Here is a 12,806-nt window from a genome sequence, read left to right on the forward strand (position 1 = left end):
ATTCGCCATTTATCCGCGAAAACTTTCAGTTTATGGCCATTTCCTAAAAGGCTGATTCCTGCTAGTCTTTAGCACATTCAATAAAAACATAAAATAATATGATGAAAAGGAACACTCTGTGAGTAAACAATTCAAGCTCGGACTCACGAGCAAAATTTTAATTGGCATGGCATTAGGCATTATATTTGGCCTAGCATTAAGAAACTTTTTCCCTGGTAGTCAATTTATTCAAGAGTACATTACCGATGGATTCTTACATGTCATTGGTACTATCTTCATCTCAAGCTTAAAAATGCTCGTCGTACCTTTAGTATTTATCTCATTAGTGTGCGGTACCTGCTCCCTTAGCGATCCATCTAAACTGGGGCGTCTTGGTGGCAAGACCATATCCTTCTATTTATTCACTACCGCTATTGCGCTCACTATTGCGATTTTAGCAGCAGTATTGATCCATCCAGGTAATGCGAGTTTGGCCGGTAACGTATTAGAATACTCGGCAAAAGACGCGCCTAGCCTGTCTGAAGTCATTATTAATATTGTACCGACAAACCCTATGCAAGCCATGAGTGAAGGCAATATGTTGCAGATTATCCTATTTGCAGTTGTTTTTGGCTTTGCTATTTCACATATTGGTGAACGAGGTACACGTATAGCGTCATTTTTTAACGATTTAAATGAGGTGATCATGCGCGTGGTTACCTTAATTATGCAGTTAGCACCTTATGGTGTGTTTGCACTAATGGCGACCCTCAGCTTAACGTTAGGCTTAGAAACCTTCGGTAGTGTTGTCAAATACTTCTTCCTCGTGGTTGCGGTATTATTTATCCAAGGTTTAATCGTTTACCCTACTCTACTAAAACTATTCTCGGGACTCAGTCCGTTAATGTTTTTACGTAAAATTCGCGACGTACAGCTGTTTGCTTTTAGTACTGCAAGTTCTAATGCCACACTGCCAGTTACCATTGAAACGGCTGAGCATAGAATGGGCGTAGACAATAAAATCGCTTCATTTACCTTGCCATTAGGCGCCACACTCAACATGGATGGCACAGCCATTATGCAGGGTGTAGCAACGGTATTTATTGCCCAAGTATTTGGTATTGAACTGAGTATCATGGATTACGCCACTGTTGTGGTAACGGCTACTCTGGCATCTATCGGAACGGCAGGTGTGCCAGGTGTTGGCCTTATTATGCTGGCAATGGTGTTAAATCAGGTCGGTTTACCGGTTGAAGGTATTGCCTTGATTATTGGTGTAGACAGAATGCTAGACATGATCCGCACAGCGGTAAACGTCACTGGTGATGCTGTAGCTACCGTGATCATTGCCAAATCAGAAGGCGAATTTAATGAAGAAGTATTCAACGATTCGCAAGCAGGTAAAGCAGCCAAAAGCTTTGAAGAACAAGTGCTTAACGCCAAAAAATAACACTTAAGTTCACCTTATATAAAAAAGCGCTAATTTAGCGCTTTTTTATTATCTTTTTCCTACATAAATGTGCCATTATCATCAACTTACATTGAAATAAGTTCTCATCGATATCAACAAATAGATATCAACAAATGGATATCAACAAATAGATATCAACAAAAATCTCACCAGCTTGAATTTATAAAAAACGGAATATATATGGACATGACTTTATTGGCGGGTTTAGCGGTTATTCACATTGTGGCATTAATGAGCCCAGGACCTGACTTTGCCATTATCGTTAAAATGGCTACGCAGCAAACACGCTTAACCGCACTTTATTGTGCCTTCGGCATTGCTGTCGCTATCTTAATTCACACCTTTTTGTCGTTGATGGGCATCAGTGTGATGATACAACAGTCTCATATTGCCTTTATGACCGTACAACTGATTGGCAGTAGTTATTTAGCATGGATGGGATATGGGGCGTTAAAATCAGCTATAACCAGTATTATCAGCAAACGTCGTAATTCAAACACTCCATCAATGCAAACAAATGTGGCAAACGCTGCACTAATATCGTCACTAAAAGGATTCAAAATTGGACTATATACCAACCTACTAAATCCTAAAGCGCTGATCTTTTTTATTACTTTATTTTCTGTATTAATCACGCCACAAGTCAATCACTCAACTAAAATAGCTGCCACGGTATTATTATTTGTGTTGTCATTGGCGTGGTTTAGCTTACTCGCACTTATTTTATCTAAACCTCGGGTACAACAAAAAATGCTCGCGGCCAATTCCATTATCGATTTACTCGTTGGGGTTATTTTTATTGCCGTTGCTGTCACTATTGCTAATAACATAATTCATCAAATTATCAGCCAAGTCTGAAGATAATATTGTTAAAATTAGCTGTATAAAAAAAGCATTTAAATATATAAAACAAGTTGATAGGCTAAGTTTTGACGACGTTATTCAGTAACGCCTGTTACTCGCGATAATGCTGCCAGTAAATTGATTAATACTACATTGATTAACACTTAACGGGCGTTAGCAACGCCCAGAATTGTTTACTGTGAGACTTCAAGCTACTAGACTCAAACACAACTATGTTTAGCAAGCCTGTAAGCGATTGCGAGGATAATGCAATAATCGACGTGCTAAATAATCCACAACCACATTCAAACCCGCAGTGAAAAACAACAGCAACAATGCCCCACTAAAGCGAATTTCAGAAAAATTACTGTCGACATAAAAACCCAACGTCATCACCCCAAGCATGCCCAAGATAGCCGTTTCACGGATAATCACTTCAAATCGATAAAACAGCAGTCCCATAAAATGTGGGTATATGGCAGGTAGCACTAGATAACTGTACTGATCAATCCTAGGCTTGTATGTCAACGGCACACTAATGCTGTCAGCTTGACGTGACATTAAAAAGACCATCAAGCCGCTATTGTGCAGCGCTAACGCGATAATCGCTGGCAACATCGAGGGCCCTAGTAGCATCATAAACACAAAAGCCAATAAATATTCAGGCAATGAACGTAATATTAAATTCACCGCCCTCATGATTAAAATAACCACTTTTGGCATCATCAAGTGGGTATTAAAAGGCAATAATACCAACGTCAACACATGAGTTAACCCCAAAGCACAAAAAGCCAGTACCAAGGTAGCAACCATCCCGGGAAACACTTGCTGGCTGATTAATGTATAACTCCAGTTAACGAGTTTCGACAGGTTATCTGTGTCCAACCAGCTCAAGAAGGGTTGTCCTTGAAGCATCGGTGGTAAAACATCAACACTGATAAAACGCCAAATAAGTTGCGAGTCGATAACAGGAATGGGAGGTAAGAAGTACACAGCAAGCGGTAAATACAGCCAAAGCATTATCGGTTTAGCCCAAAAACGTATGCTACCAATTAACAACACAAATAAGATTAATAGTGCACCGCCTTGTTGATAATGCCCCTGACGAAAAGCGGATTCTAAATAAAACCCTAATGTCGGCATACCAATAAAGCCCAACACAGCACTACTACGAAGCGCACATTCAAAACGGTAACGAATATAATCGACAATCTGCGGATACATGTGCATCCATCGACCATATATAAATGCCGACAGTTTATCGGTGCCCTTAGGCAGTGAAAATAAGGTATGCATTGGCGCTTGCTGTAAAATATCAGCAAACACACGGGCAAAAGTAGCTGCATAAGGAAGCGCTATGGCTAAAATACCGGTAATGGCTGAAAGACCAAATATCTGTAAGAATATCAATGCCCAAAATATCTCATGGATAGCACGGATAAATGCACACATTGCCGCCACTACAGGATGTTGATACCACAATGCTAATGGAAATCCCAATAGCAACCCAATCGTAATCCCAAGCAGCGCAAAACTAATGGTTTGCCACAGCGCATCAAGTAAATACTCTGTCGCGAAAAAGTCAGGGTGCACAAAGCCTTGCCACATGCGACCAAGCTCAGACCAAGGATCGAGTGCAATCACCTCGGTATCAGCAAAAAACCAACACACGGAGACCATGAGTAAAAGCAACAGAGTGATTTTCTGCCAATGCCCTACAAAAGAGTAGCGACTGTGAGTAATTATTTTAGGCATTATAAAAACGGGGATAGAATGAAGATAAATCGCTTAGCAGCATCAACATGTTCATATTTATGCCACTGAATGGTTTGGTAAATCGGCTAATGCATAATGCTGTGATAAATGAGCCAGAGATAATTGGCTCGCTTTGTCATCTAGTACTACTTTGCCATCGCTAATGACAATAATACGCTCAAAGTTTGCTAACGCTAGTTCGGCATCATGCAACACACAAATAACACTCTGATGCGTTTGCTTAATCAAGTTTAGTAATCGTAAGCCCATTAGCGGATCTAATGCAGAAAAGGGCTCGTCGCCCATAAACACTGATTGTTGTTGAAATAACGCTCTGGCTAAGGCCACTCGTTGGCGCTGACCACCAGACAACTCACTGACTTTCTGTTGCAAAGGCACGGTCAGTTCTAGTTGCTGGCAAATAGCAGCGATTTGTTGTTGCGGCTTATTAAACGGCAACAACAAATTAGCCAAATTATACCAACGGGAATAACGTGCTAAACCACCAATAAATACATTGTGATATATCGACAGGTTATCAACTAACCCTTGTGCTTGAGAGCACAAGCAGGTTTGCTCGGCCAATTGTTGATATAGGTGATGCAATAGCGTGGTTTTACCCACGCCAGAAGGACCTAAAATAGCAACATGCTCATTTACCTTAAATGACAAATTCACTTTAGGTAAAATAATTTGCTGGTTATAACCTAAATCAACATCAACCAACGACAACATTAATCGAGCATTCCAATTGCTTTTGCCACGCGCTCAATCGGCTCATAATCGCTATTTTTAGCAGGTACAAATGACTCACGCGGAAAACTGGCTAACAAATCTTTATCCGTCATACCAATTAAGGTTTTAGTCAGCTTTTCTTTAAAGCCTGCACCAAAAGTTTCATCAACACCAGAATGAACAGTCCATTGATAATCTGGGTAAGTAGGGCTTTCCCAAATCACTTTCACTTTACTGGTATCAACTTCACCTTTTTCAACGGCAGTGTCCCATACTTTATAATTAACCGCACCGACTTGATAAACACCCGCTTCTACTTGGCTAATAGTACGGCTATGGTCACCAGAAAAACCGATGCGTTTAAAAATCTGTTCAATTGGCTTACCGGTATTTTTTTCAATAAAATACTGTGGCATTAAACGCCCTGAAGTTGAGTCTTTAGAACCAAAGGTAAAGGTATAATCATTCAATGTAGGAAAATTAGTTGAAGATGCAATCTCAGTAGATTTATGAGCAATTAAATAACTCTTGAAATACTGATCTTCAAAACCTTGAGCAATAGCCTCAGAACCAGGTACTAAACGACGCGCCTGTACACCCGATAAACCACCAAACCAAGCTAGTTGAACTTGGTTATTACGAAATGCTGTTACCGCTGCAGAATATGACTTTACCGGAATATATTTCACTTCCACGCCTAACTGCTCAGTTAAATATTCAGCCACTTTATCAAAACGAGTACGAAGCTGGCTTTCATCTTCATCGGGGATAGCAGTAAAGGTAAACGTTGCACTTAATGCAACTGTCGAAAATAAACTTAAAAAGCTAGCCGATAATAAATGTGTTAATTTCATCTCAATCTTAAAAGTTAGTCGGTCAATGACGCTATTCTAACTTACCTGATACTTGATTACATCGACTAAGCCCACTCAGTGCATAAATGTGAGTAAAAATAATTAACGTTATTGGCATTATGGTAGTAAGTTTTAATATACCGACCATAAATAGTTTGTTTGATATTTAACCTCACCAACTTGTAGAGTAATATTGGCCTAGCACATTTAACATAAAGTGATGGTTCCACAAGGATGAAATATGCGCATATTGGTTATTGAAGACGACCCTCTTTTGTCACACCATTTACAGGTTCAGTTATCAGATCAAGGCAATCAAGTGCAAGTGGCATTAACCGCAAAAGAAGGTTTTTATCAAGCCACTAATTATCCTATTGATGCTGCCATTATTGACTTGGGTTTGCCCGATCAAGATGGAATAAGCCTAATCAAAATGCTGCGTAATGCAGATGTTAAAGCACCTATTCTAATTTTAACCGCTAGACTAACGTGGCAAGATAAAGTCGAAGGGCTCAATGCAGGTGCAGACGACTACTTAGTTAAACCATTTCAAAAAGAAGAACTCATCGCCAGACTTGACGCCATAGTGCGCCGCAGTAGTGGTTTTGCTCGCTCAACCATCACCAGCGGAGCTCTGCAAATAGATGTCGCGGCAAAACACGTAACACTCAACCAAACACCATTAGACATTACCGCCTTTGAATACCTTATTCTGGAATACTTGATGCGTCATTGCCATGAGGTTGTCGCTAAACAGCGTTTACTTGATGTGGTCTATGCCGACAAAGAAGGCGACCCCAATACCATTGAAGTGATGATCAGCCGATTAAGAAAGAAACTTGCTCAAGGTGGAATTGAACAGTCTATTATCACCCTTCGCGGCCAAGGATATAAATTTAACCACCCATGCGACTAACATTACGACCTAAAAAACGTCTGCTTACAAGGATGTTCTTAACCTCCTTGGGTATTATTGCGTTAGTAGGATTTGGTCTGGCTTGGTTAATTACCTTGCTCCATGCCCAAAACCGCTATAACCAAACCACCAGCGCCTTAATAGCCCAATTACCCATCATTGCCGCAGAGTTTCGCGAAAACAATTTAATCCCTATCACCCAAGCCCGTGAAGGTGATGATGTCGACACGCAATACATTATGGCTACCTGTAATAGTAGCTATAACACCTTATGGCGTTCTGACTACGCTATCAGCTTAAACTTGAATAACATCTGTGAACAATATCTTGATATAAAAGATGATTTACCGCCTTTCTACCTCAATTTTAATGGCCAACAAAGCTACTTTGCTTACTTGCTCAGCATTGACGTTGAAACCGAAATATATCATCTATTGATTTTAAAAGACGCCACCGCACTGAAAACTGAACTAAGCCAATTTAACCGACTCACTTATTTTAGATTGGCAATGGTAATGGCGATTGCATTGTTACTGTTAGTGAGTGCTGCCTATTGGGGAATGCGGCCGTTAACGAAGCTGAAACAAGAGTTGATACAGCTACAACAAGGACGTAAAAAAAGCCTATCACAAGATTACCCCGTTGAATTACAAGGCATCACTACAGCATTAAATCAACTTATGGACCAAACAGACCAACGTCAAACTCGTTATCAAAATGCCATGAACGACCTTGCTCATAGCCTAAAAACGCGTCTCGCCGCCAGCATTGCCATCATTGACGATGACGCATTAGATCGTGAGCAACAGCATCAAAAAATACTAGAACAAATAAACGACATGGATCATTTGGTACAGTATCAACTCAAACGCGCCATGTTAGGCCAACAAGGTTTACGTCAGCAACAAACCGTTATCGCACCGATTGCCCAACAGCTTGCCCAAATGCTCGATAAAATCTACCGCGATAAACATGTCTTATTCACCCTAAACATATCACCTTTATTACAATTACCACTCAGTAAAGGCGACGTGATGGAGCTGTTGGGAAATCTGCTGGAAAATGCATTTCGCTTATGTGGCAATAGCGTCATGATCAGCGCAACTACCCTTGCTAACAATCTCATCCAGCTCAGTATTGAAGATGACGGTCCCGGTGTAGACGACGCCATTAAACAAAAAATAATCCAACGCGGCATGAGAGCCGACATTCAATCACCCGGGCAAGGAATTGGTTTAGCAGTATGCCATGAGCTCGTTAGTAGCTATGGTGGCACGATGACAATCGACACTAGCAAGCTTGGCGGAGCCGCTTTTGTTATTCAGCTCCCCGCAACGGCATAAGCACGCCGTAAAAAAGTCATCCATTAAATGAGCATATAAAGCCACATCAGGTTTTACTCAACAGTAATCACTAACTTAATGGCGCATACAGTTGCTCTGCACGATTAAACATCGCCCAAGAAGTCGCAATGTACTTATCGTTACTAATGGGTACATTGCCACGATGGCTGTGAGTAAAACCGGCAGGAGCTATCACCATCGTACCTTTTTTCGGGCTTATTTTACGTTGCTGATAGTAAAACTCCGTTTCGCCGCCCTCTTCAACATCATTCAAATAAAACATGTATAGCACCACCCGATGAAGCGCCTCATTATGACCATTCTGTGGAAACTGCTCTGAATGCCAATGCGGATATCCACCTACACCTTGCTGATAATGCTGTACATTAATAGAACCACTACGATACAAATACTTAGTTAATGCCGCGGCTCTTGGTTGACCCAGAGCCTCAAAATTATCAGGTGTTAAGGTTTGTGGTTGACCATTTTCATCAGTCACTTGCACAGACACTGCCCCCATTAACGTTAATGAGTACTGGGTAAAATAATCGCTAATATGAGTAAACGTCGCCGTTAACAGTTCATTTTTTAATTCGGCTAAATCCTCAAAAGCATCTAACATTAAATCACGACTGCGCTTTTTTTCGATGTCGACACCAAAGCCTGTATGGCCTGGACCCACGCTAGGATGCGCTTCAAATGCCGCGATTAAACGATCACATAAATCATTACTTATCGCATTGGGATATACTTCAATAAAATCCATAGGGAATAACTATTGTTAATAAATTTATAGTAGTATGCTGCCACGCAATTAAAGTGCCTGTAAAGGGCAATACACAACATAGCTCATTGTTCTTCAAAGTAACTGTCGATTGAATATGAAAAAAAACCAAAAAATTTCTGTAGAGCGATTAGAAGTTGGCACCTTTATCCGCTTGCCTATTTCGTGGAAAGACCACCCTTTTCTGTTTAGCAGCTTTAAAATTAAAGATGCTGCACAAATCGAACTTATCAAGGGCTTAGGCCTGAAAGATGTTTTTTTTGATCCCGAAAAAAGTGATGTTGAACCTGTAACGTCTGAGAATGCAAATACCCAAAAACCCGACGAACAGGCCCTAAACGCGCTAAAAGAACAAATGATCAGCCAGAAGTCGGCCAAAATAGATGAGCAACAAAAGCTCAAACGAGATTTAAAGAAAACCGAACAACAATTTAATCGCTCAGTGTCGATGATGCGCTCAATGGTGTCTAAAATCAGTAGCCGACCACTCAATGCGGTGGGAGAAGCGAAAGACCTCATCAGCAACATGACCACCATGCTACTCAATAGTGATAATTTAGCCTTACATTTAATGGGCGATGCTAAAAATGATGAGCATATTTATCACCATTCACTTAACGTCGCCATGTTATGTATGTTAATGGCAAAAGAGCTAGGTTGGAGCCGCGAAGAAGTTGAAGCTATCGGTATTGGTGGGTTATTTCACGATATAGGTAAACTCAAAGTCCCAAGCAACATCCTCAACAAACGAGTGCCTCTTACCACGCCAGAAGAAAACTTTATTAAACAACACCCATTGATGAGCATTAACTTTCTCAAACTCGCTGACAGTTTTCCAGACGAAGCCAAACCATTAATTGCTAATCATCACGAATTTCTAGATGGCAGTGGCTACCCACAAGGACTCAAAGCCGACAAATTAGACAAGCTTTCTCAGTTAATTGCTGTGGTTAACGAATACGATAATTTGTGCAATGGCACCAACCAAACCAAGGGAAAACCGCCAAGTATCGCCTTGGGTTTGCTATATAAAAACTATAAAAACAAACTCAATACTGAATACATTAGCAAGTTAATCAAAATGTTAGGAATTTATCCGCCGGGCAGTATTATTGAATTATCCAGTGGCCAATTTGCCATGGTTATGTCGGTAAACTTACAGAAGCTATTGTGCCCCAATATTGTGGTTTACGATCAACTGGTGCCAAAAGATTTAGCCCCCATCATTAGTTTACAAGATGAAGGCCTGAGCATTGTCCGCAGTCTACCTGCCGCAGCATTGCCAGAAAAAATCCATAAATACCTCAATCCTAGAGAACAAATCAGCATAGGCATTGGTCAAAACTAGTGTTGTGACATAGATAAATTAAGCAGTATTGAATAGTCTATTTCATCTCATTAATGAGTGAATTACATAACACTATTCCAGTCGACCTACTCCCACCCAGCTCAAGTATTTTAGGCATAAAAAAAGCCATCAATCGGCAACAATTGATGGCGTTATTTTTTGTGCGGTAAGTTGCCGCTATAACCAACCTTTCCGTTTAAAGAAAAAGTAGGTTCCTGCTGCACTGGCTAACATTAATGCCACTGCCATAGGGTAACCAAAGCGCCAATCGAGTTCTGGCATAATATGGAAGTTCATCCCATAACTGCTGGCAATTAGCGTAGGGGGCAAAAATACTACCGCCGACACCGAAAATATCTTAATGATTTTGTTTTGTTGCAAGCCACTAAAGCCCATCGCCGCATCAAGCAAAAATTGTAACTTGTCGAATATAAACTGACTGTGTGGCATCAATGATTCAATATCAGATAGCATCTCACGAATGTCTTTCAAGTTTTCATCCGATAATCGGTCACGATAATAACGTTGCATATAACGCAATGATCGCTGAGTATCCAACAAACTTAATCGAATTTTACCGTTAGAATCTTCTTGTAAAGTGATCAGTTTAAAAACGCCATCAAGCTCTTCGTCATTAAATACTTGCTCGCCAACATTTTCTAAAATACTATAAATATCTTCAATTAAATCAGATAGATAATCAACTTTCAAAGTAAAGAGCTCTAACAACAAGCCTTGCGGAGTGGTAATATCCAAGCGGCCTAAACGTAGGTAATTACGCAGTAAACGAATAAGACCGACATCTTCTTCACGCATTGTCAGCAAAAAACGTTCACGTAAGTTGAACGACACGTTAACCGCACGTACATCGGAACTCACCCGTTGCGGAAACAACGAGTTAATGTGTAAACCGTCTTGGTTTTGATAAAAACGCGCCGAAGCCTCAATTTCTTTAATATCTTCTTCGTCGGGCACTTCTTCAGCAGAGAACAACCTCAACCATTGACGCTCTGCATCATCGGGTTTTAATAAATCTAACCACAAGGTTGATTCAGGGACTTTATCGCCCACATTCAATTCGGTGGTGATTAATTCTCTATTTTGATAGGCGTATGCAGTGATCATCGCTCCCCCAAAGTCCGTTAGGCTATTACAAACATAACAAACAAAAACACTCAAAAAGTGGCGCTAGTTTACTCAACTACAAATGAATGAAAAGTAAAATATTCAACTGCGCCAAAAACCGTACCAGTCATATATTTTGTTAGATATTTCGTTAGATAATTTGTTAGACAATTTGTTAGACAATTTACTGCATAATTTACTGAATTGTTTGCAAGATTCTGTGAAAGAAAAGCCCCGAACTAAGCCATTGGGTATATCCACACCAAACCGTTTACGTTCATAGCCACTGACCATGTTTAATCATCGGTTTATTGATGTAAAAAGTCAGCATCGAGTTCAGTTTAACTATCATCAGTAACACTCTGCACGCTATTAAATTTTACAACTGCCATGCTAAACGACGATTCAATAACATGTTAAGTCTGTTCGCTTGCTAAGCCACCAAAGCATAACACGCGTTAAACCTAGACTCGTTATTATCTTCGCTCATAAAAAAGCGCCCAAATAGGACGCTGTAGACGCATAACCAATGAAGCTTATGTTATTCGCCTTTTAAGCGACGATCCAATTGGTCTTTCAAATTTGCTGGCACGCCTTTAATCAAAATCGTGTCAGATATTGGATCATAAATAACCCGCTCACCTAAATGGCCGCCATCAAAGCTCAATGTCACCCCGCCGCCAGTACCTGAAAACTTCTTCAAGCTGCGTAAGCTGGCTTTATCGGCTGGAAACTCTTCATCTAACTCATAGCTGCCGCCACAAGCAAAATCGTAAAATGAATCCATACCAGAATCCGCTAACTCATCGGCTAAATCTTTAACCTCAATCACTTCACCCGCGTCAGCGCGTTCAGAGCAATATTCAAATACCTTGTTACGGCAACCTTGGCGTTCATCTTTGGTTAACTCACTGCCCGCGACAAAATCTTCAACCGCATGGATCAAGGTTTTGTTTTGCGCCTTAGTATTCACGCCTTCGACACAACCCATAAAGTCTAAAAAGAAATCAGCAACTTTACGACCAGCACGACCACGAATAAACGAAATATACTTACGAGAGCTTTTATCTGCCTGCCACTCAGTTAAGTCTATACGCGCCGCTAACTGAATATTATTTAAATCCAAATGGTTATTTTGCGACAATTCCATATCATCTAATACTGTCATCGACGACTTAGCGCTTAATAAGGCCACAAATAAATAGTCGCTGGTCATGCTGGTGTAGCAAGACATCAACAAAAAACCGCCTTGGCTAAAATCGTACTTGGCCAGTTCTTGTTGTAACAGTTGGCTAGCTTGACCGCTAAACTCAACAAAACCTAAATCGCCTTTACGATAACCGGTCAGAGCATCAGAAAATTCACTGTTGGCTTCGCCATCATCGCCATGGGTACCAAAAAAACCAAAACCCTTACCCGCTTTACCCGAATAGGTTTGATGTAACTCTTCTAACATGGTTTCAACGGCGTGAGTATTTAACAACGGTTGCGGACGTAAACGACAACGCATTTGTCCCTGACTGTCTTGAGAAATTTCGTGAATAATTGCTTGCTCAATACTAATGCTCATAAGCCTTGTTAATCCTGGTCTGTCGCAGATGTTATTTTAAAAAAGAATGATATCAGACCAACCGTATAAATCGAACAAGGGTT

11 protein-coding genes are annotated in these 12,806 nt (G+C 40.5%); 5 read left to right on the forward strand and 6 right to left on the reverse strand.

Translation table 11 applies throughout. From position 1 onward, the window contains the following. The first annotated feature begins 118 nt into the window (after positions 1–118). Both H5202_RS11550 and H5202_RS11555 read left to right on the forward strand, forming a co-directional pair. The gene (locus H5202_RS11550) at positions 119–1,429 is read left to right on the forward strand and encodes a cation:dicarboxylate symporter family transporter (protein ID WP_182772205.1); all 1,311 of its coding nucleotides are present in this window, start codon (positions 119–121) and stop codon (positions 1,427–1,429) included. A 201-nt stretch (positions 1,430–1,630) separates the two neighbouring features. Beyond that, positions 1,631–2,308 carry a LysE family translocator gene (locus H5202_RS11555; protein ID WP_182772206.1) on the forward strand — a complete coding sequence of 226 codons (678 nt, stop codon included), beginning with the start codon at positions 1,631–1,633 and terminating at the stop codon, positions 2,306–2,308. Positions 2,309–2,530: 222 nt separating this feature from the next. Here H5202_RS11555 and H5202_RS11560 read toward each other — a convergent pair whose 3' ends face one another. The 3 genes from H5202_RS11560 to H5202_RS11570 are packed head-to-tail and all read right to left on the reverse strand — an operon-like array spanning position 2,531 to position 5,637. Then, positions 2,531–4,048: a PhnE/PtxC family ABC transporter permease gene (locus tag H5202_RS11560; RefSeq protein ID WP_182772207.1), complete on the reverse strand. Its 1,518-nt coding sequence runs from the start codon at positions 4,046–4,048 to the stop codon at positions 2,531–2,533. A gap of 57 nt (positions 4,049–4,105) precedes the next feature. Continuing rightward, a complete protein-coding gene (locus H5202_RS11565; RefSeq protein ID WP_182772208.1) occupies positions 4,106–4,783 on the reverse strand; it encodes an ATP-binding cassette domain-containing protein in 678 nt (225 codons plus the stop codon). Next, positions 4,783–5,637, reverse strand: a complete 855-nt coding sequence (locus H5202_RS11570; RefSeq protein ID WP_182772209.1) for a putative selenate ABC transporter substrate-binding protein — start codon at positions 5,635–5,637, stop codon at positions 4,783–4,785. The genes H5202_RS11565 and H5202_RS11570 overlap by 1 nt, the downstream gene beginning before the upstream one ends. 241 nt (positions 5,638–5,878) lie before the next feature. Here H5202_RS11570 and H5202_RS11575 point away from each other — a divergent pair, with 241 nt between their 5' ends. Both H5202_RS11575 and H5202_RS11580 read left to right on the forward strand, forming a co-directional pair. Continuing rightward, positions 5,879–6,553: a response regulator gene (locus H5202_RS11575; RefSeq protein WP_182772210.1), complete on the forward strand. Its 675-nt coding sequence runs from the start codon at positions 5,879–5,881 to the stop codon at positions 6,551–6,553. Then, a complete protein-coding gene (locus H5202_RS11580) occupies positions 6,544–7,896 on the forward strand; it encodes an ATP-binding protein (RefSeq protein WP_182772211.1) in 1,353 nt (450 codons plus the stop codon). The genes H5202_RS11575 and H5202_RS11580 overlap by 10 nt, the downstream gene beginning before the upstream one ends. A gap of 70 nt (positions 7,897–7,966) precedes the next feature. Here the strand turns inward: H5202_RS11580 and H5202_RS11585 are convergent, their stop codons facing one another. Beyond that, positions 7,967–8,662: a 2OG-Fe(II) oxygenase gene (locus tag H5202_RS11585; RefSeq protein ID WP_182772212.1), complete on the reverse strand. Its 696-nt coding sequence runs from the start codon at positions 8,660–8,662 to the stop codon at positions 7,967–7,969. A gap of 115 nt (positions 8,663–8,777) precedes the next feature. Here H5202_RS11585 and H5202_RS11590 point away from each other — a divergent pair, with 115 nt between their 5' ends. Next, a complete protein-coding gene (locus tag H5202_RS11590) occupies positions 8,778–10,028 on the forward strand; it encodes an HD-GYP domain-containing protein (RefSeq protein WP_182772213.1) in 1,251 nt (416 codons plus the stop codon). Between the two features lie 177 nt (positions 10,029–10,205). Here the strand turns inward: H5202_RS11590 and corA are convergent, their stop codons facing one another. Continuing rightward, the gene (corA, locus tag H5202_RS11595) at positions 10,206–11,153 is read right to left on the reverse strand and encodes a magnesium/cobalt transporter CorA (RefSeq protein ID WP_011637944.1); all 948 of its coding nucleotides are present in this window, start codon (positions 11,151–11,153) and stop codon (positions 10,206–10,208) included. Between the two features lie 541 nt (positions 11,154–11,694). After that, entirely contained in the window at positions 11,695–12,723 is a 1,029-nt protein-coding gene (gene yejK, locus H5202_RS11600; RefSeq protein ID WP_182751032.1) for a nucleoid-associated protein YejK, read from the reverse strand. Positions 12,724–12,806 lie beyond the last annotated feature (83 nt).

The organism is Shewanella sp. SG41-4, from assembly GCF_014164505.1.
GTDB lineage: Bacteria > Pseudomonadota > Gammaproteobacteria > Enterobacterales > Shewanellaceae > Shewanella.

What these genes read in the sequence shown, in the direction of transcription:
- H5202_RS11555 (WP_182772206.1), top strand. Translation starts at nt 1,631, where the DNA reads ATGGACATGACTTTATTGGCGGGTTTAGCGGTTATTCACATTGTGGCA.
- H5202_RS11560 (WP_182772207.1), bottom strand. Translation starts at nt 4,048, where the DNA reads ATGCCTAAAATAATTACTCACAGTCGCTACTCTTTTGTAGGGCATTGG.
- H5202_RS11565 (WP_182772208.1), bottom strand. Translation starts at nt 4,783, where the DNA reads ATGTTGTCGTTGGTTGATGTTGATTTAGGTTATAACCAGCAAATTATT.
- H5202_RS11570 (WP_182772209.1), bottom strand. Translation starts at nt 5,637, where the DNA reads ATGAAATTAACACATTTATTATCGGCTAGCTTTTTAAGTTTATTTTCG.
- H5202_RS11575 (WP_182772210.1), top strand. Translation starts at nt 5,879, where the DNA reads ATGCGCATATTGGTTATTGAAGACGACCCTCTTTTGTCACACCATTTA.
- H5202_RS11580 (WP_182772211.1), top strand. Translation starts at nt 6,544, where the DNA reads ATGCGACTAACATTACGACCTAAAAAACGTCTGCTTACAAGGATGTTC.
- H5202_RS11585 (WP_182772212.1), bottom strand. Translation starts at nt 8,662, where the DNA reads ATGGATTTTATTGAAGTATATCCCAATGCGATAAGTAATGATTTATGT.
- H5202_RS11590 (WP_182772213.1), top strand. Translation starts at nt 8,778, where the DNA reads ATGAAAAAAAACCAAAAAATTTCTGTAGAGCGATTAGAAGTTGGCACC.
- corA (WP_011637944.1), bottom strand. Translation starts at nt 11,153, where the DNA reads ATGATCACTGCATACGCCTATCAAAATAGAGAATTAATCACCACCGAA.
- yejK (WP_182751032.1), bottom strand. Translation starts at nt 12,723, where the DNA reads ATGAGCATTAGTATTGAGCAAGCAATTATTCACGAAATTTCTCAAGAC.